Annotated in this window: 15 protein-coding genes and 2 pseudogenes; 4 read left to right on the forward strand and 13 right to left on the reverse strand. The window is 70.1% G+C overall.

Translation table 11 applies throughout. From position 1 onward, the window contains the following. Positions 1 to 134: 134 nt before the first annotated feature. Positions 135 to 257: pseudogene (locus tag ACFWIS_RS28650) on the forward strand (IS3 family transposase); the annotation flags it as partial. A gap of 341 nt (positions 258 to 598) precedes the next feature. Here ACFWIS_RS28650 and ACFWIS_RS28655 read toward each other — a convergent pair. From ACFWIS_RS28655 to ACFWIS_RS28700, 10 genes are all read right to left on the reverse strand, one after another. Further along, a complete protein-coding gene (locus ACFWIS_RS28655; protein ID WP_380454489.1) occupies positions 599 to 1,579 on the reverse strand; it encodes a 3-oxoacyl-ACP synthase III family protein in 981 nt (326 codons plus the stop codon). 137 nt (positions 1,580 to 1,716) lie between these two features. Next, positions 1,717 to 2,892, reverse strand: coding sequence for a hydroxymethylglutaryl-CoA synthase (locus tag ACFWIS_RS28660; RefSeq protein WP_380454487.1), 1,176 nt, complete (start codon positions 2,890 to 2,892; stop codon positions 1,717 to 1,719). Positions 2,893 to 2,894: 2 nt separating this feature from the next. After that, positions 2,895 to 3,956 carry a hydroxymethylglutaryl-CoA reductase gene (locus ACFWIS_RS28665; RefSeq protein WP_380524035.1) on the reverse strand — a complete coding sequence of 354 codons (1,062 nt, stop codon included), beginning with the start codon at positions 3,954 to 3,956 and terminating at the stop codon, positions 2,895 to 2,897. After that, entirely contained in the window at positions 3,953 to 5,044 is a 1,092-nt protein-coding gene (fni, locus tag ACFWIS_RS28670) for a type 2 isopentenyl-diphosphate Delta-isomerase (RefSeq protein WP_380454485.1), read from the reverse strand. The genes ACFWIS_RS28665 and fni overlap by 4 nt, the downstream gene beginning before the upstream one ends. Continuing rightward, positions 5,041 to 6,168: a phosphomevalonate kinase gene (locus ACFWIS_RS28675; protein WP_380454483.1), complete on the reverse strand. Its 1,128-nt coding sequence runs from the start codon at positions 6,166 to 6,168 to the stop codon at positions 5,041 to 5,043. The genes fni and ACFWIS_RS28675 overlap by 4 nt, the downstream gene beginning before the upstream one ends. Next, positions 6,165 to 7,217, reverse strand: coding sequence for a diphosphomevalonate decarboxylase (gene mvaD / locus ACFWIS_RS28680; RefSeq protein WP_380454481.1), 1,053 nt, complete (start codon positions 7,215 to 7,217; stop codon positions 6,165 to 6,167). The genes ACFWIS_RS28675 and mvaD overlap by 4 nt, the downstream gene beginning before the upstream one ends. Further along, the gene (gene mvk / locus ACFWIS_RS28685) at positions 7,210 to 8,241 is read right to left on the reverse strand and encodes a mevalonate kinase (RefSeq protein WP_380454479.1); all 1,032 of its coding nucleotides are present in this window, start codon (positions 8,239 to 8,241) and stop codon (positions 7,210 to 7,212) included. The genes mvaD and mvk overlap by 8 nt, the downstream gene beginning before the upstream one ends. A gap of 318 nt (positions 8,242 to 8,559) precedes the next feature. Beyond that, a complete protein-coding gene (locus ACFWIS_RS28690) occupies positions 8,560 to 9,636 on the reverse strand; it encodes a polyprenyl synthetase family protein (protein ID WP_380454477.1) in 1,077 nt (358 codons plus the stop codon). 287 nt (positions 9,637 to 9,923) lie between these two features. After that, the gene (locus tag ACFWIS_RS28695) at positions 9,924 to 11,315 is read right to left on the reverse strand and encodes a cytochrome P450 (protein WP_380454475.1); all 1,392 of its coding nucleotides are present in this window, start codon (positions 11,313 to 11,315) and stop codon (positions 9,924 to 9,926) included. 63 nt (positions 11,316 to 11,378) lie between these two features. Continuing rightward, positions 11,379 to 12,455 (reverse strand): terpene synthase family protein, encoded by a 1,077-nt coding sequence (locus tag ACFWIS_RS28700; protein WP_380454473.1) that lies wholly within the window; start codon positions 12,453 to 12,455, stop codon positions 11,379 to 11,381. Between the two features lie 1,148 nt (positions 12,456 to 13,603). Here ACFWIS_RS28700 and ACFWIS_RS28705 point away from each other — a divergent pair. Then, positions 13,604 to 13,963, forward strand: a pseudogene (locus tag ACFWIS_RS28705) (DUF4331 family protein); the annotation flags it as partial. A gap of 282 nt (positions 13,964 to 14,245) precedes the next feature. Here ACFWIS_RS28705 and ACFWIS_RS28710 read toward each other — a convergent pair. Next, complete coding sequence (locus ACFWIS_RS28710) at positions 14,246 to 15,748, reverse strand: MFS transporter (protein ID WP_380454471.1); 1,503 nt, start codon at positions 15,746 to 15,748, stop codon at positions 14,246 to 14,248. 138 nt (positions 15,749 to 15,886) lie between these two features. Next, a complete protein-coding gene (locus ACFWIS_RS28715; RefSeq protein ID WP_380454469.1) occupies positions 15,887 to 16,303 on the reverse strand; it encodes a PPOX class F420-dependent oxidoreductase in 417 nt (138 codons plus the stop codon). A 79-nt stretch (positions 16,304 to 16,382) separates the two neighbouring features. On the opposite strand from ACFWIS_RS28715, the gene ACFWIS_RS28720 reads away from it, so the two are divergent. Then, complete coding sequence (locus tag ACFWIS_RS28720) at positions 16,383 to 16,862, forward strand: hypothetical protein (protein ID WP_380454468.1); 480 nt, start codon at positions 16,383 to 16,385, stop codon at positions 16,860 to 16,862. A gap of 316 nt (positions 16,863 to 17,178) precedes the next feature. Continuing rightward, positions 17,179 to 17,745, forward strand: coding sequence for a TetR family transcriptional regulator (locus tag ACFWIS_RS28725; protein WP_380454467.1), 567 nt, complete (start codon positions 17,179 to 17,181; stop codon positions 17,743 to 17,745). A gap of 344 nt (positions 17,746 to 18,089) precedes the next feature. On the opposite strand, the gene ACFWIS_RS28730 is transcribed toward ACFWIS_RS28725, so the two are convergent. Then, positions 18,090 to 19,049, reverse strand: a complete 960-nt coding sequence (locus ACFWIS_RS28730; protein ID WP_380454465.1) for a hypothetical protein — start codon at positions 19,047 to 19,049, stop codon at positions 18,090 to 18,092. Between the last annotated feature and the right edge of the window lie 123 nt (positions 19,050 to 19,172).

Below are 19,172 nucleotides of genomic sequence, written 5' to 3' on the forward strand. Positions count from 1 at the left end.
GCGCCGTCGGGCGCGCCTGGCCCGACAACGGGCCTGCGGCGGAGGGGGATTACTCAGGTTGAACTCGCAAGCGGGCCGAAGACCTCCTGACCACCTGCATCGACCTGGCCACCCGCGTGGTGGTCGGCTACGCGATGGCCGACCACCACCGCGCCGAACTGCCGGTGGCCGCGCTGCGGATGGCCGCCGGCCGAGGCGGTCCGGAGCGCGGCCGTGCCTTCCGCACGGACCGCGGCAGCGGATATACGTCGAGTGAATTCCGCAGCGAGATAGGCAAGTTGGACATGCGGCAGTCGATGGGAAGGGTCGGCTCCTGTTTCGATGACGCCGCCGCCGCCAGCTTCTTCGCCGTACTGAAGGAGGAGATCGGCACCCGGGTCTGGCCCGACCGCGCCACCGCCCGGGCGGAGGTCTTCTCTTTCATCGAGACCTTCTACAACCGCAGGCGCCTACGCAAACACCCCGAGTGGGGCTACCTCACGCCACTCGCGACCCGCCAGCGGCACCGGCAAGGTCACGCCCTCGCAGCGCAGACGGAGAGTGTCCAACCGCGGGATGGAACTTCACTACGGCGCTTTCCCCACCGGCCCGGGCCTTCTCACCACTCGACCAGCGCGAATCCCGCCGACATACCGCCGCCGAAGCCGGCCAGGAGGATCAGGTCGCCGGGGGTGAAGGCGCCAGCGCGGGCGGCCGCGTCCAGGGTGATCGGGATGGAGGCGGCTCCCGTGTTGGCGTAGTGCGTCAGGGTGCGGTGCATGGTCGCGCGGGGCAGTGCCAGGTCGGCGAAGACGCTGTCCAGCATGGTGCCGTTGGCCTGGTGCGGTACGAAGTGGTCGATGTCGTCGGGCGCGACACCGCATTCGTGCAGGAATCCCTTGACCAGCTGCGGCAGGTGGTCACCGACGAAGTTCCGCACGCCTCGCCCGTCCATCGCGAAGTACTGGAGCCCCGCGTCGAGGACCGTCCGGTCCACCGGCATGCGGCTGCCGCCGGCGGGCACCTCGATGAGCCCCGACAGTTCGCCGAACGAGTGCAGTGAGAGGTGCCGGACACGTGGTCCGTGGTCGACCGGCGCCCCCAGGACCACGGCTCCGGCGCCGTCCCCGAACAGGATCACGGTCCTGCGGTCGGCCCGGTTCAGGATGCGGGAGTACAGGTCCGCACCGATGACCAGCGCATGGCCGCCGGTGCGGGCGAGTACGCCCTCGGCCGCGGAGAGCGCGAACACCGTGCCGGAGCAGACCGCGTTGACGTCGAACGCGGCCGCGCCGCTCGCGCCGAGCCGCTGCTGGACGTAGGCGGCGGTGGGCGGTTGCGGCCGGTCGGGTGTGGACGTGGCGACCACGATCACGGACAGCTCCTCGGCGGAGATGGCGGCCGACCTCAGCGCGGCACGCCCCGCGGCGGTGGCCAGGTCCGAGGTGGCCTGGCCGTCGGCAGCCCATCGCCGTTCCCGGATGCCGGTCCTGTCGGTGATCCACGCGTCGTCGACCCCCGCCGCCGCCGCGGCCTCGTCATTGGACACGATTCGCTCCGGCACATAGGCACCCGTACCGAGAATCCTGACGTCGGTCATACGGCTGCCCTCCCCTCAAATGGATGGAGAACGGTGTGGGTAGAACTGGCCTGCGGCCGTGGCGGGCGCGTGCGGGAGCAGCCGCGGAGGCTGCCCCCGCACGCATGGGACCGCAGGTGTTCGGGATCGCAGGTGTTCTAGCGCGCCTGGTAGATGCGCTTGTGACCGCTGACGCCGGCCAGCCGGAAGGGCCCGGTGGTCTCCTGCGGGGTGGGGTGGTCCCCGCCGTCCGCCGGGAAGGACCGCTCGTGCAGCTCGCGGTAGCGGGCGTGGTCGACCGGCTTGCGCCTGGCTATCGCCGCCAGGTTCGCTGCGGTCCGCAGGTGTTCGCGGTAGCCGGGGACGGCCGTGCCCGCGAAGAACTCGGCGACGCTGCCGGAACCGTAGCTGAGGAAGCCGATGGGCCGGTCGGTCAGGTCGTCCGCCTGGTCGAGCAGCGCGGCGAGAGCGAGGTACACCGAGGCCGTGTAGCTGTTGCCGATGGAGGTGTTGTAGGCCACGGTCCGCCCGATGGCGTGCTCGATGTCAGCCTGGTCGGCGCTGTGGCCCGCGTGGTTGAGCAGGTGGCGGTGTGCCTTGTAGGCCATCTTTGTGAACGGCTGGTGGTAGCAGAACGCGGCGAACTCGTCGAGTCCGCGCCCGCCCTGCTCGCCGTAGTCCTTCCAGCTGCCTGCGACCGCCTGCAGGTACGCTTCGACGGATTCCTGCCCGTCGACGAGGGCGGTGGTGCGGTAGTTCGGCCGCCAGAAGTCCATCACGTCGGCGGTGAACAGGCCCGAGGCGTTCTCGATGGAGACCAGGGCGGGGTCGGCGCTGACCAGCATCGCCACCGCGGCGGCACCCTGGGTCGCCTCGCCGGGGCTGTCCAGTTCGTACTTGGAGACGTCGCTCGCGATCACCAGGACCTGCTGGTCGGGGTCGCGTCGTACGAGTCCGATGGCGAATTGCAGGGCGGCCGTGGCTCCGTAGCAGGCCTGCTTCAGTTCGACGACGCGGCAGGCCGATTGCAGGCCGAGCAGTGAATGCACGTAGATGCCGGCGGACTTCGCCTGGTCGATCGAGGATTCCGTCGCGAAGACCACCGTCCGGATCCGTTCGGAACCGTGCCGGGCGATGATCGGGGCCGCGGCGGCGGCCCCCAGGGTCACGATGTCCTCGTCCGCGGCGCACACGCTCATCGACCGCTGGCCGATGCCTATGTGGTACTTGCCGATCTCCGTGCCGTTGTACTCGGCGAGTGCCGCGTGCGACAGGACGTATTCGGTCGTCGCGAAGGACAGATCGTGGATTCCGAAGGAAGCGGCGTTGGACATGTTCAGGCACCGACCTTTGCTGTCTTGTTGTCGCGCTCCAGTTCGACGTGTGCACGCATGAGTTCACCCGGGTTGGTCTGCGCCGCGAGCAGCGAGAGCTCGCCGCAGAGGACCGTCGCCGCCGCGATGACGGCGAGCCGGCGCGCGTTCTCGCCGGGGGCGCGGTCCACGCGGCAGCCGAGGCGGGTCAGGTTCGTCTCCACGAACTCCAGGCCCTTGCCGTTGCCCACGGTGCCGACGATCAGGTTGGGCAGATTGCAGGAGAAGTAGAGGTCACCGTCGCGGTCCTCGGCCAGGGTGACGCCCTGGGAGCCCTCGACGATGTTGGCCGCGTCCTGGCCGGTGGCCAGGTAGAAGCCGAGCAGCATGTTGGCGTAGTGGGCGTTGGCCGAGCGGATGCCGCCGGCCAGCAGGGTCCCGAGCAGGTTCTTGCGGATGTTCAGCTGGACGATCCTGGCGGCAGTGGTGTGCAGGACGCCTTCCACCACGTCGCGCGGGACGAGCAGTTCCGTGACCACGTTCTTCCCGCGGCCGAGGATGCCGTTGATCGCGGTCGCCTTCTTGTCCGTGCAGTAGTTCCCGGAGATCGATCCGTAGGAGATTCCCGGAACGGTCCGCAGCAGGTGCGTCAGCAGATTGTCGGAGGCGAGCGTGGCCATGTTGTGGCCGGAGGCGTCGCCGGTGCTGAACTCGAACCGGATGAACAGCAGGTTGCCCGCGATCTCGTGCCGGACGGTGAGCAGCTCGGCGAACCGGCTACAGCTGCGGACCACGGCGCGCAGTTCCTCGATCTGCGCCTCGATGGCGCGGGCGGCCGTGTACGCGGTCTGGGCGTCGGTCGCCTCGACGAGCACCGAGCGGGTCATGCGCTCGTCAACGAGGGTGGCGACGATGCCCTGCTCGGTGAGCATGGACACCTTCGCGCCGCGGCCCACGGAGGGCCACAGCGGTGTCTCGTAGGTGGCGAGGGGAACGTGGGTCTCGGTGTTGGCGACGTTCCCGGAGACTCGAAGGGGTCCGACCCACTTCATGGGGACCCTGGCAATGGCGTGTGTGTCGGTCACTGTGCTTTTCCTGTCGCGTTGTGGAGGGTGTCGGCCGATCGGGAACGCCGGGCGAGTCGCCCCGTGTCGATGCCCCGGTCGGCGCAGAAGGAACGGAGGGTGCCGTGGATGATCAGGTCGTTGCTCGCGAGGTCCGCGGGAGTGCGCGCGCCGAGCATGGTCTGGAGGGCCGCGAGCTGGTCCAGCCAGTTCGTGAGCTGCTCGATCAGCGCCTCGGGACCGCCGTCGAGCAGGGTGCGCAGGAACACTCCGGAGGCCCCGACGCCGGAGGCGCCCAGGGCCAGGGCGCGGGCGACGTCGAGGGGATGGCGGACGCCGCCGGAGGCGAGCACGGGAAGACCGGCGCTCTGAGCGTCCAGGAGACAGGCGGCGGTGGACTGGCCCCAGCCGTGGAGGAACGCGTAGTCGCCGAGCGGTCGCCGGCCGTTCTCGATCCGGGCGAAGTCGGTGCCGCCCCGGCCGCCGACGTCCGCCGCGCGGACCCCCAGTTGTCGCAGCAGCAGGACGGTTTCCCGGCTCAGGCCGTTGCCGACCTCCTTGACGATCACGGGTACGTCAACGGCCGCCGCGATCTTCTCGATCTGCGGGACCCAGGACCCGAAGGACCGGTCGCCTTCCGGCATGGCCGTTTCCTGCGCCGTGTTGACGTGGATCTGCAGGGCGTCGGCCTCCAGCAGATCGAGGGCACGCCGGGTGTCGTCGACCGATGCCGTCGCGTTGACATTTGCCATGACAAAACCGTGGGGGTTCTCCTGGCGCAGGACGCGGAAGGTGTCGGCACACGTCGGGTCCTTCAGGTAGGCGTGCACCGAGCCCGACGCGATGGGCACCCCGGTCTCGCGGGCCGCTCTCGCCAGACCTCGGTTGATGACACCGGTCTTGGCGGTCCCGCCGGTCATCGCGTTGATGTAGAGCGGCACCTGCCAGGAGATCCCGGCGAAGGTCGTGTCCAGGGACACCTGCGGCCGGTCGATGCCGGCCAGGGCGTGATGGACGAAGGACACCTCGTCGAACTGGTTGATCCCGCTGCGGGTGTCCTGCTGCTCGATGGCGAGCCGGACGTGGTCGTCCTTGCGCTGAGCGCTCATTTCTCGGTCCCTTCCGGGGCGGGCCGGACGGACAGGGGCAGCACCCCGGCCGCGGCCCACCGCTGCCGTACATGTGAGATGTCGTGCATGGCCTCGGCATCGAGCAGCGCGATGCCGCAGTCGCCGCCGCCCGCGCCCGACGGCTTGGCGGCACCGCCGACGGTTTCGGCGACCGTGCACAGGGCCGTCAGCTCGGGTGTGAAGATGCCGAGCCCGACTTCGTCGTCGAGGCGGGCCAACTCCCGCCGGGCACGGCGGATCTGGTACAGCAGGCTTTGGTCGTCGCCGGCCTCGAGAGCGGTGATCGAGGCGCGTACGAAGTCGGTGGAGGTCTCCACGAACGCGCGGTGCGACGCGGTGCCGCGCCAGATCCGGCGGTGCAGACCGGACACGAGGGAGGCGGTGGAGGCCGGGTTGCCGGTCCAGCCGACTTCGAGGGCGAGGCCGCGCGGGGCCGGAAGCCTCCGGACCGAGTGGCCCGGCCAGGGCGTGCGCAACGCCTCCTCGACGCCGTACCGGCGGGTGAGGTCGAGCACGAAGGCCCGGTCGGGTGCCTGGTACGCGATCCAGCCGCCCCAGGTACTGGCGGCGAGGTCACCGCCGGAGCCCACGGGGTCGATCCCGACCGAGGAGATCACGGCCAGGCGGTACCGGGCGTCGGGTGAGAGGTCCAGTCCGCACAGGGACGTGATGGCGTCGATCGTGGCCACGGTCACCGCGCCGCTCGACCCCAGGCCGTACTTGCGGCCGTTGTCATGCAGCCGGCTGCCGATCGAGAGGTCCAGCCCGGGCATGGGCAGGCCGCGTTCGGCCAGCAGTCGTCCCACGGTCTCGACCGCTGCCACCACGTGCGTCAGTGCGCCCCGCGCGCCGTGTCCGTCGGCTTCCCCGTTCTCCGTGCCGGGAGCGTGGAGCCGGCCGTCGAGCCATCGCCAGTTCACCGCCCGGGGGACGAGATCGGAGGAGATCACGATGTCGGCCGTTTCGGAGAGGGTCACCGTGGCGGTGATCTCCCGGTCCACGGCCACCACGATGGCCGGTGTACCGGGCTCCACCACCGCGTACTCGCCCGTGACGAACAGCTTGCCGGGCGCACTGCGGACGACCGTTCGCCCGGAGGTCATCGTCCGCCCGCGTCAACCAGGCGGGCGCCCTGTCCGGGCCCGGCGATGTGCACGGTGCCGCCCGCGGCAGCGTCGCGCACGGCCTCGGCGACCCGGTCGGTGTCCGTACGACGGCAGAGCACCTTGACGTTCGGTCCGGCATCCATGGTCGCGTAGGCCGGTATGCCGTCGCGCCGCAGCCCCAGCACGCTGTCGAGGACGGTGAGCGAGGCGGGCGCGAGGTAGCGCACTGCAGGGCGCGCGCCCAGCATGGTCGCGTGCATGCCGAGAGAGTTGCGCTCAGCGATCTCACCCACCGCGTCGAGGTCGCCGCGCAGGAGCGCCGCCCTCATCTCGGTCAAGTCGTCCCGGCTCGACGCGGCCCAAGGCTCGAACAGGGGCGAGGTCTCGACGGTGCGACGCATCGCCGCGCGGCTGGACACCTCCTTGGGGCCGGCGTTGACCACCGCGATGACCAGTGCGGGGTCGAGGTCGCCCGTCCGTACCGGCTCGGCGTAGGAGCTGAGGTCGGCCTCCGCGGGCGGCGCCGTGGGGTTGCCGGCGTTCCAGACGGCGAAGCCGCCGAAGATCGACCGCGAGGCCGAGCCGGAACCGCGGCGGGCCAGGCGGGAGAGACCGGTGCCGTCGAGGTCCAGTCCGTACGCGGCGGCGGCGGCGACGGCGAGCGCGGCGAAGCCGCTGGCGGAGGACGCCAGGCCCGCCCCGGTGGGTACGGTGTTGCGGGTGTCGACGACGGCCCGGTGCGTGAGCCCGGCCCGCCGGCGCACCAGGTCGAGGAACCCGGCGATGCGCCGCCGCTCCTCGCCCGCCGCGGGTACGCCGTTGAAGGTCACTTCGTCGTCCGAAGCCTCGGCGTCGAGGTGGACCCGGGTGGTCGTGGGGAAGATGTCAAGAGTCATCGAGAGACTGCTGGTCCACGGCAGGAAGAGGCGCTCGTCGCGCTTCCCCCAGTACTTGATCAGCGCGATGTTCGGGTGCGCGACGGCGGTGGCCCCGTTCGCGTCCTGCCGGTCCTGCAGGCGGCGCACGGTGATCTGTTGCTCAGACATGCGTGACGAGCCTCCTCAGTGGGACGATCCACGTCTGCACGGCCCCCGCTTCGTGCAGCCGCCGGGTGACCTCTCTCGCCTGCTCGGGCTGGGTCAGAGCGAGGACGCAGCCGCCCAGTCCACCCCCGGTGATCTTGGCGCCGAGGCTTCCTGCGGCGAGCGCGGCACTCACCATCCCCTCGATCCGGTCAGTGCTCAGCCCGGCCTCGCGGAGCATTCCGTGGTACTCCGTCAGCAGGAGGCCGAGCTCCTCCGGCCGGCCGGCGGCGAGGGTGGTCACGGCTTCGCCGGTCAGTTCCGACGCCCGGCGGACGAACCGCTCCTGTGCTCCGGCGTGGAGTCGGAACCTCTCCCGCAGCTTGTCGACCGCTTCCTTGGTGCTGCCGACGGTGCCGCTGTCCGCGATGACAAACAGCGCGTCGCAGCCCACCAGCAGCGTGTGGGCCTCGCCCGCGTGGAACAGCAACGGCGCGCTCGCGCCGACGGTGATGGCGTCGACGCCGCTGGCCTTGCCGTGCACCACGTTCTCGGCGGTCTGCACCATGTCGAACACCGTCCGCTGCGAGACCTCGCGGCCGCAGAGGTCGGCCAGGGCGAGGACGACGGCACGGGCGCAGGCCGCGCTGGAGCCGAGCCCCCTGCCGAGCGGGATCGAACCGTCGATGATCACATCGAGATGCCGGCCGTCGTCGATGCCCGTGGATGCCCTGAAGTCGGTGGTCAGCCGACGCAGCCCCTCGGATGCCTGCGTTCCGACCTCCTTCCAGGCGGATCCGGTCATCGTGAAGGACACACCTGCCGGTTCTTCACCGCGGGTGGAGAACCCGACGCTGGCGGTGATCGACAGCTGCGGAACGGGCAGGGCGAGCGCCGGGGCTCCGTAGACGACCGCGTGTTCCCCCAGCAAAATGGCCTTGGCATGGGCGTGGCCGGTGCCGACCGAGCGAGCACGGCGGCTGTCCGCTGTCCCTGCCGCCGAGGCCGGTGGAGTCGACGTGCTCAGCTCCCCTTGTCGAAATTCCATTGAGATCGCGTCATCCAGATTTCTAGGAAGGAATGAAGTAAGCCCGTTCGACCGGGCGCCGCGTCATGCCGGGCCACCCCCGGACCACCGTGGCCGGCGGTCGCGGCCGCCGGCGCGAGCGATGTCATCGCGCAGGGCGGGCCAGGGCGTCGAGCCGCACCCGACGGTGCGTGCTCGCGGAACCGCCTCCCTGGCGGGTGCCGGGCCGGTTCTCCCCCGGTCGCCCCCCTGGCAGCGGGTTCCGGACGGGGTGGGCTCGCGAGGCGAGCGACGCGTGTGGCGGCGCCGGGACGGTGGCGACCCGCGCCGACGTGGTGCTCAGGTGGTCCGGAGTGTCGTGGTGGTGACGAAGGTTTCGAGGGTCTTCCTGACCTCGTCCGGGAACGGGGTCTCGTCCAGGACCCGCCGGGCACGCTGCACACGATCGGTGATCATCTGCTCCACCTTGTCGGCGGCGCCCGTGGCCCGCAGGATCCCGCGAACCGTCTCGGCGCCTGCCTCGTCCAGGTCCGGGTCGCCGACCAGGGACCTCAGCACCCGCGCCTGCTCGGCGCCGGCGGCGTGGAGGGCGTGTGCCATCAGAGCGGTCGCCTTGCCCTCCCGCAGGTCGTCCAGGACCGACTTGCCGGTCTCGGACGGGTCGCCGAAGACGCCGAGGAGGTCGTCGCGCAATTGGAAGGCCTCGCCGATCGGAAGGGCGTAGGCGGTGAAGACGTCCAGCAGGGCCTGGTCCGCTCCGGCAAGGACCGCGCCGATGTGCAGCGGCCGCTCCACGGTGTACTTCGCCGTCTTGTAGCGGATCACGGCCAGCGACCGTTCGACGTCCTCGTTGGGCTTCCCGGTGGCCAGCAGGTCCAGGTACTGACCGATCATCACCTCGGTGCGCATGGCGTCCAGCAGCGGTCGGACGGCGACCAATCGCTCGTGGTCGATGCCGCTGGAGTGCAGCAGCTCGTCCGACCACACCATGACCAGGTCGCCGAGCAGGATCGCGCTATTGGTGCCGAACCGCTCGGCGGTCGTGGCGTCCGCACCCGCCTCCAGCGTCCGGTGGAGGGTCGGACGGCCACGCCGGGTGTCGGAGGCGTCCATCACGTCGTCGTGGATGAGGGTGAAGGCGTGGAAGAGTTCGAGCGAGGCCGCCGCGCCGATGACGGGCCCCGTGTCGCCGTATCCGCCCGCCGCGTGCCAGCCCACCATGCACAGGAGCGGCCGGATGCGCTTGCCGCCGGCGGTCAGGAAGCCACGCAGGTGCTCGATGAGCGAGACCAGGTGGGGTTGCCTGTCGCAGTTGGCGTCGAGGAAGGCGTTCAACCGCTCGTCGATCAGGCCGCGCAGATGAATCGAGTCCAGGGCGTCGGCTCCCAGCTCGCGAAGGCTGGCGGTCGAGTTCATGTCGTTACTCCTGTTTGTCAAGACCATGTGGCCGCGTCCGCGAGGACGTGGCATGGGAGGGAAAGCGCCGAGAGGCATCACTTTCCGGCCGGGCGAAGGAGGGTCCCGGCAGTCGCCGGGCCGCACCGCAGGTGCGGGTCGCCGAGGGAGGGGCGCGTGGTGGGCGTTCGGGCCGCGCCGGATGGCATGCCCTCCGTACATGCGGGTTCACATGGTGGAGGGCATGCCGGGCAGGGGTGGGCCCGGTGCGGCACCCGCCGGGCCCCTGTCGGTCGAACGGAACGGGATCAGCTCGCGGCGGACTGCGGCTCGCGTGCCGGCTGCCGACGGGTCGGCACCACCGTGAGCTGGTCGGGACGCAGGCTCATCCGCACGAGGGCGCGCGTGGGGCGGGTGCCCGGCGCGCGGTCCAGCTTCCAGTACTGGGCCACGGTGGCCACGATGACCTGGGCCTCGGTGAGGGCGAACGCGTCACCGATGCACTTGCGGTTCCCGGCGCCGAAGGGCAGGTAGGCGCCCTTGCGCGGAGTGGTCGACATGGTGAGCCACCGGTCCGGCTCGAAGCTGTCGGGAGCGTCGAAGTAGCGGGCGTCCCGGTTCAGTAGGAAGGGGCTGTACGACAGCTCGGTGCCGGCCGGCACGGGCAGCCCGCCGAGCGTGGTGTCGACAGCGGCACGACGGCTGAGCAGCCAGGCCGGCGGGTAGAGGCGCAGACCCTCGGCGACGACGTTGCGGGTGTACGGCAGCTTCTTCAGGTCCTCGGCCGTCACCGGGCGGCCGGCCAGCACCTCGTCGAGCTCCGCGTGCAACTTGGCGGCGACCTGCGGGTTCTCGTGCAGCAGGTGGAAGATCCACGACATCAGGACGGCGGTGGTCTCCGCGCCTCCGAGGAGCAGGGTGATGGACTGGTCGTGCAGCTCCTGGTCGGTGAAGCGGTGCCCCTCCTCGTCGACCTCCGTCATCATCGTGCGCAACAGACCGCCGCCGTCGCCCGAGCGGCGGTAGCGGTCGATGGTCTCGTTCACCACCTGGTGCAGCTGCGCCTCCGCCCGCTTGTAGCGCTGGTTGCCGGGAGTGGGCAGGAAGGACAGCGCCGGCAGCGGGTTGAGCATGCGGAAGAACATGCCGTCGATCACGGTGTTCAGGGCCGTCGGGAGACCGTGGTGACCGCCCCGGCGCACCTCGCCCTCACCGGGCTCGGAGAAGAGGCAGCTCAGCGCCACGTCGGCGCTGAGGTTGCCCATCTGCATCAGGAGGTCGACGTTCTTGCCTTCCGGCCATTCATGAGCCGACACGGCTGCCTGCTTCTGCATGATGCCGACGTACTCGGCGATGCGCGCAGGGTGGAAGGACGGCTGGATCAGGCGTCGCTGCTTGCGATGGACGAGGCCGTCGACCGTGACCAGCCCGTCTCCGAGGACCGTGCGCACGCGGTCCATCACGGGACCGCCCTTGACGAAGTCCTTGACCTTGTCGGTCAGCATCTCGTGGACCAGATCGGGGTGGCACGCGATGTACATGGGGGTCGGCCCCACCATGATCTTCACGAGATCGCCCTGCTCCGGCAGTGATCGGAGGAAGGTGAGCGGGTCGCTGCGCAGCTGATTCGCGTGCCCGAGCACGGGCCGGGCATTCGGTGCGCTGCCCTTCGTGTAGCTGCGGGTTTCCTGGCCTGTCACGGAACAAACCTCCATGCGGTTGGTGGCGAACTTGTGGACCTGTCGGACTTTGCGTCGCCGCTGTCACTTCTCCAACTGGTCCCACCACCAGGCGATCTGTGGAATCGGCAGGGGCGCGGGGTTGGCGTCAGCCGGCTCGTCGGCCCAGACCAGGCCGTAGCCACCGAAGTCCTGTTCTTCGCCGGTCTCCGGGTCGACAGGCGCGCAGTAACGGGTGGTGAAGTCCGCCCAGATGATGTGCCCGCGAATCCAGTAGCCGATCTCGTGGACGTATCGCCGCAGTTCCGGGCGGGCGGTCGCGGAGACCTGGTCACGCAGATTCAGATAAAGGGACATGATTCGGTCGCGCAGCGCGCGGACCTCGGCGACCGCTTCCTCGGGCGTGCATTGCCGGTCGCGCACCATGATGCTGATGGCGTTCTGGTCGAACAAGCCCTGGAGATTCTCCCGGTGAATGGAGATCAGGTCGTTGTCGAGACCGACGATGACGGATACGGCTTCGGAGGCGGCGCGCACCCGGGGATCGAGGCGTTCGGCCGCGGTCAGTTCGTAGCCGCCGCCGATCGGAGTGAGTGCGGTCAGCCAGGGGCCGGCCACATCGTTGCCACGCATGATCAGGTAGTCGCCCAGTTCGGGGAGTTCACCGAGGCTCTGGTTCGCACATTTCCACAGCACGCCGTCGAAGTAGCTGCAGAAACCCTGGCGCAGGTGCTCGAGCTGGCCCGGGGTCGACACGGTGGAGATGTGGTTCCAGAAGTCCTGGAAGGAGGAGAGGTACGCGTCTCCGGGCGGCACGACGGACTTGGGCGAGGCGAGGATGTGCTTGAGACGGCTGACGTGGACCGTCAGCGGTGCGGGCTGGTCCAGCCCCGGGATGACGTCGAGGTCGTCGTCCCAGGCGCCGCCCCAGTACATGACATAGGTGATGATCTCGGCGCACCGGTCGAGGACGTACGGCATGCAGTGTGCGGTGTACGAACCCGCATTCATGCGCGGCAGCCAGTCACCCTCCTTGCGGAACCCTTGCCGGAACATCCAGGCGACGGCGCCGGCATCTATTTCCTCCGGCTTGTCGTACACGGCGTCGGGCAAAGGGCAGAAAAATGGCGGAACGCCAAGTGTGCGGCGCACGGTTGTCATGCCAAAAATCCCTTCGGGCAGGACTGGGCGGCAGGAATGTCACAGTAATGCTGGGGTGGCCCTCGGAATAAACCCGGAGCATTGGACGGCCTTGGGCGGTGGGGCTGTGTGCGACCCACTACGGCCCCCACATGGCGCGGACTCGAGGAACAGCGCTCAATGTCAGCGCCGCAACCCCCCGCGGCATTCATTGACGTCCCACTGCCGCACCCCTCGGCAGTCATCGATGCCTCACTGCCGTCAGAAACTAAACAGGACAGTTAGATTCGAACCATAGGGTGGCTTGATCCAGATCGAGCGATCAGGCGTTCGGAACATCCCAAGCGCGCCGCGATGTCCGATATTTGATTATTTCGCCTCCATGCTGGATGCGACCCCTATGGCGGGAATGTGGTGCGCGCGCCATAGGCCACTCACCTGAATATGTCTCCGGACCAGGAGGCTCCTTTTCCGGTTGAATGGAGCCCCCAGCGCATGACCCGCGTCACGTGGCCGGATTTCGATCATCACATGCCGGAACCGGGAATCCCGTCCGTCGGCTAGCCATCCGGGAGGTGGCGCCCCGGGGCCCCCGTGCGGTCCACGGACGAGCTGCCGTCCGATCACCGGCCGGACCGGAGATGTCCGGCGGGGCTCTCGTGAACGGGCGCGAGCTGGAAGAGTGAACCGCCGCCGAGGCGGTGGCCGTGCCCGCGAGGGCAGCGCGACGGTCATGACCAGGGCCGCGACGGCCGCGGCGCGGACGCGAAGGGGAATACGGACATTCGAGTCCTCCTGAGTCGTCCGCCGGCGGCCCCGTCCGGAAGCCACCGAGTCCGTGACCGGACCTGATATACGGTCAGGGATACTGGTAGACAGGCGATCAACGACCTCGTCGGCATACAGTCAACGCCCTGGTCAACACGGCCGCGGCACCCCGGGCAGCACCTGAGCCCAGCGTCCCGGCAGACGATCGATGGACAACGGGCCGGCAACAAGGCGCGGCCGTCAGCGTCGGCGGCGACGGCGACCACCGCTCGGACGTGGCGTACAGCTTCGTCTTCTCCCCGCCTGAGGACGGCCGCCAGAGCATCACCGTCCTGCAGGCCACGGGCGAGCAGGCCCGCTCCCACGAGGCCCTCGGCCAGGAGCTCTTCATCGACGTGCCGGTGAACCTCGGCGCCGAGACCACCGCGGCGCACTCCGGGCCGTACACGTTCTACGCCGGGTTCCGCAGCGACCCGTCCTTCGCCGACCTCGACGGCATCGTCGCCAAGTTCCAGTGGACCGGCGTGGCCTGGGGTGCCGACAAGAACGTCTTCGCCATCGTCCTGGAAGTGCCGAACGCCGAACTCGGCACACACCCCGAGATCGGCGTCTGGGGCCGGGTCAGCCTGCGCCAGAACGGGCAGCTGACGTCCGTGGACCGCGGCGCCCACCCCTCCCCGACCACGTACTTCACCGCGGAAGAGGTCAGGGACGCCTACAACGCCGGCGAGCCCGCCGACGACCGGGCCACCTACCGCGAACCCTGGTCCGCCGTCCTCCAGCACTTCGGGGACTACGCCCCGCAGGCCGCCGAACAGGCCCTACGCACCGTCCTGCCGGGCGTCGGGGCCGAGGCGGCTTCGTGCCGTGCCGACCCCGGAGCCCGGGGAGGACTGCGGGTGCCGTACTCGGCTTCCGCCATCAGTTCCTCAAGGGCGGCCCGACCATGCAGCCCCCGGGGCGGCGACCGGCCCCCGAGGGGCGCGGCACGGCCCCGGGGGCTGCTTGCGATTCAAGGCTGGAGGGACTTCGTGGAGCAGGTGTCACATGGCGACGGCCTTCACCGCGTCGGGGGACTTCTCCCGAACACCGGGACGGTACAGCGCGAAGGTCACGACGAGCCCGACGGCTGCGAGGCCGGCCGCCCACCAGTACGCGGTGGAGTAGCCGTGCAACGCCGCCCCGGCGATCACCTCGGGCGTGGCCTGCCGGCTGCTGAGATAGCTGCCCGCGGCGGTCGCCGCGAGCGTGTTGAGAACGGCGATCCCCAACGAACCACCGATCTGCTGCGAGGTGTTGACCGCCGCGGAGGCCACCCCGGCGTCGTCCTCGTGAACCCGGTAGGTGGCCAGGTCGATCGCCGGCGCGTAGACCAGGCCGAGACCGAGGCCCAGGACGAGCAGCGGCGGCAGAATGCCTCCCGTGTAGGTGCTGTCCAGATCCAGGCGGGTGAACCAGACCATGCCCACGCCCAGCAGCGCCATCCCGAGGGGAATCACGATCTTCGGCCCCACCCGGGGCATCAGGACCCCCACGGCCAGGGCGGAGGCAACGACCAGTGCGGCGGGGATGGGCAGGAAGGCGAGCCCCGCCTCGACCGGGGTGTACTTGAGCGTCTGCTGCATGTAGTAGGCGAGGAACAACGCGACCGCGTACATGCCTCCGGTGGCGACCAGAATGGCGATCTGGGAGGCGCCTCGATCCCTGTCGAGGAGGATGCGCAGGGGCAGCAGCGGCCCGGCCGTCGTCGACTGCCAGTACGCGAAGAGGGCGATCAGGGCGAGGCCTCCGACCAGCAGACCCCAGCTGGCGGGAGAACTCCACCCGCGCGACTCGGCGTTGGAGAACCCGTAGACCAGGCCGAAGAGCCCCAGGGTGACGAGTACCGCACCGGGGACGTCGAGCTTCGGGCGCCGCTCCGCCCGCGACTGACGTTCGATCAGCAGCAGACCGCCCAGGAGCGCCACCGCCGCGAACGCCAGGTTGATGTAGAGGGTCCAACGCCAGTTGAGGTACTCGGTCAGCAGGCCGCCGAGCAGGTTGCCGAGCGCGCCGCCGGCGCCCGCGATGGCACCGAAGATCGCGAAGGCCCGGCCCCGCTCCTTGACGTCGGTGAAGATGGTCGTCAGCAGGGAGAGGGCCGCCGGGGCCAGCAGGGCACCCGAGATGCCCTGGATCGCCCTGGCCAGCACCAGGAGTTCGAAGCTGCCGGCGGCTCCGCCGAGCGCCGAGGCGGCGGCGAATCCGATGACACCCGCGAGAAAGGCCTGCTTGCGGCCGAAGAGATCGGCGACACGCCCGCCGATCAGCAGCAAGCTGCCGAAGGTGAGTGCGTAGGCGGTGACGACCCACTGCCTGTCGTTGTCGGAGAAGCCCAGGTCGGCCTGGGCGGACGGCAGCGCGATGTTCACGATGGTGGCGTCCAGCATGATCATCAACTGGGCCAGGCCGATCACGGCCAGCGCCCACCACCGCAGCGAGGACCGCGGGGACGGGGGTCCTGATTCGGGCGGGATGCCGGTGAGCTCAGTGGTGGATGCCGACATGGCGGTGCCACTCCGTTCGAAATAGATTGACTAACTGGATGGTTAACATTTCAAGGCAAGGCTGCCCGAGATCCGACGGCCCGTCAACACGACTTCGGGCAAAGGGCGATGGCCGGATGCGACGGAGGTCCGCGAGGGTCACTCCACGAGTCGGATCCGGATGCCCACCGCGCGGTACCCGGACCCCTTCAGTCGGCTGCCCAGCAAGCCGACCCGCGCGACGAGGCCGTACTTGCGCTTCATCAGGTCGAGGTAGTGGACGGTGTCCCGGTCGGCGGGCAACTCGGCGACACCGGGCACGGATTCCCCCTTCGGGACTCCCCGCCAGTCGCAGGGGGCGACGGTCACCCGACCGCTGTTGCGGATCCGTTTGACCTTGCCGGCGTCGGCCGCGCTCCACACGGCCAGGCAGTCCCCGTCCCCCATCACCCACACCGGAGTGGGCACGGCCCGCCCATCCCGGCGGAACGTCGTGAGAAGTACGTACCTGGATGCCGCCAGTCGTTCAACCGAACTGCCCGGCAAGGATGCTGAGGCGGATGGTGAGGTGGTCACCGCGATAGCATAACTGGTTAGTTAACTCACTGTCGCCGCGAACCGACGTGGCGCCCGCCCCCAGGACGAGGAGTGCTGCGTGCTGAACTTCGCCTTGACCGTGCTCGCCGGATTCGCCCTGGGCACCCCGGCCGTACCCTTCGGCCTCTCCTCCCTCCCCCCGCCCTTCGCGCTCGTCGCCGTACTCCTCGGCGCGGCCGGATGCCTGCTGTCCGCCGTCTTCGCGGCCGGGTGGCTGCGTACCCGCTGGCTGCTCCGGCGCTCGAAGCAGCGGCCCGTCACCGCCGGGCCGCCGCCCGAGAACCGCCGCAACCGCCGGAACCGCCTTGACGGCCCCACCGGCCGACGGGCCCGGCGCCTGGTGAACCGGTACGGCGTGATCGGCTTCGGCATCATCGGGCCTGCGCTCTTCGGCACCTGGGGATCGGCCATGCTTGGCACGGCGCTGGGCCTGCCCCGGTGGCGACTGATCGGCTGGCTGATGGCCGGTGTCACCCTGTGGTGCACCGTCATGCTGCTCGCCTCCGAGGCAGTGATCGACGCCTTCGGACTGCGGTGACGACACACGCCGCGCACCGGTCCCTGATCGCGAGGAGCACGTCGCCGCGGCCCCCCGGCCTGCCTCGTCGTGGGTCTGCGCATCGCGCCGACCGTCGGCCCGGTCACCGCCGGGTGGTGGCAACTCACCGTTCCGGCGGGGCACTTCTCCCCCTCACCGGTTCACCCGGAGCAAGACCACCGACGGGACTCCCGAACGAATCGCCTCATGCCTCAAACGGATCCACCGTGGCTCCAGCGGCGAACGCGCTCACCTGGCGAGGGCACCGGGTCCTACGCCCCGGCAAGATCCAATAGGCGCTGTTAGCATGACTCCCATGTCCCGAGCCGAGGCCACGAAGGCGCGCATCCTCCACGCAGCGACCCAGGAGTTCGCGGCGTACGGGATCGCGGGAGCCCGCGTCGACCGGATCGCCAAGATCGCCTCGGCGAACAAGAACCTCATCTACGTCTACTTCTGCAACAAGGACGGGCTCTTCGACGCCGTCTTCGACGCACACCTCGGGCGCGGCCTCGACATGGTGCCCTTCACGCCTGACGACCTGCCGGGCTACGCCGGGCGGCTGTTCGACTTCTACCAGAAGCACCCCGAGGTGCTCCGCCTGGCGACCTGGCACCGGCTGGAACGCGGCACTGCCGTGGAACGGGACCCTGCCGTCGCCAAGCAGACCCACGACGACAAGCTCGCCTCCTTGGAAGCGGCTCGGAAGAGCGGAGTGGGCACACCGGGCTTCACCCCGGCCACACTTCTCACCCTCGTCCTGGCCATCGCCTCGGCCTGGAGCCCGACGAATGCCGCGAGCATGCCGGCGACGACTGTCCTGACGTCGGACCCGGAGGACTGCCGGAACGCGATCATGGAGGCCGTGCGGCGCCTCCTGTGAGGGGCGGCGTGCATCACTCGCCTCCGCCACGTACCGCGGTGACCGCACACGTTCGCCGGGTTGCCGGGTCACGCGGCGGGGATGGATCGGGATGCGCACACCTGACCCGCTACGGCCAGGTCTCCTACCGCATCCCGATTTCAGGGACCCCGGCGCCCGCGAGCGGTGCGCCGGGAAGACACCGCCGTGATGTCTGATGCCACCGGCGGGTGCCGCGCACGGAGAGCAGCCCCGGGGCGACTACCGGGCCGGGCCTGTCGTCGGCCGGCTGCCAGAGGTCGTGTTCCCCGGGGGCTGTCGGTCGCGGCCGTTGGTCTCGGCCAGTGACCTGCTCAGGTGACACCTCACGGAGCCGTCGGCCAGGCCTCCGAACGGCGGCGGCGCCAGCGCCGCAGGTACCACGCCCCGCAGGCGACGGTGGAGAGCGCGATCAGCGCGATCGCGAGTACCGGATACTGGCTGCCCGCCAGCCGGACATCGGCGGCGACCAGGACCACCACCGCCCCGATCGGCACCACCAGCGAAAGCAGCACGCTGAGGATGCCACCCACAAGCGCCGGCTGGACCTCGGCGGTGCTACTGGGCGCCCCGGGGGAACCGTCTCCCGAGTAGTACGCGGAGGCGCGGTCACCGAGTTCCTGCGTCGCGCGGTGGTAGGAGTAGCCGAGGTAGGGCAGCCAGACCAATGGGGCGACGAGACCGACGAGCAGGACCGCCACGACCAGCACCCACCGCCGGACGTGCACGGCCACCGACACCGGCCGCTGGTCGGGCGTGGCCACGCCGAGCAGGTACGCCATCCGCTTCACCACGCTCCACAGCGCGGCAATGCGGCCGGGAGGGACGGGACGGGCCGCTGCCGCTGCCTCCAGCGCGGCGGCGGCCCGCTCCTCGTCCGGGTACACACCCTGGATCACCAGCAGCTCGGCCGCGCGGGCCGGGGCGGTGGGCTCCCGTCCGGCCACCGCGCCCAGCTCCAGCATCATCCGGCTCTGGGTCAGCAGCGCCGTGCAGAACGCGAACGGGGCGAGCACGATCAACGGGCCTCCCACGAAAGCGCCCTCGCTCTGGCTGACCCGCCGACCCCGTGTGATCACCATGGCACGCAGCTCGGCGTCACCGGCCTCGGGGTGCCGCTCACGGGCGCGGGCGACCGAGGCAGCGGCGCGACGGCCTAGGTGGTGGACGGCGAAGTTGGCGAGCAGTTCGGGCAGGTGGGCGGGGTCGGCCGCGGCCGCGCGCAGCACGAAGCGGGTCAGGGCGGACTCCGGGGCGTCGGCAGGGGGTTCCTCTACGGTGGCCACCCTCTTATCGTGGCCCTCGGGCTGGAACGAGGCCCGTTGACTGCGGCCACGGTCCGAACCGCCACCCGGTCGGGGCACGGAGTTCCGGGCACGGCCCTGACGATCAACTACGGGCGATCCCGA

Origin of the sequence: Kitasatospora sp. NPDC127060, from assembly GCF_042724935.1 — a bacterium.
In the GTDB taxonomy this organism is placed as follows: domain Bacteria; phylum Actinomycetota; class Actinomycetes; order Streptomycetales; family Streptomycetaceae; genus Kitasatospora.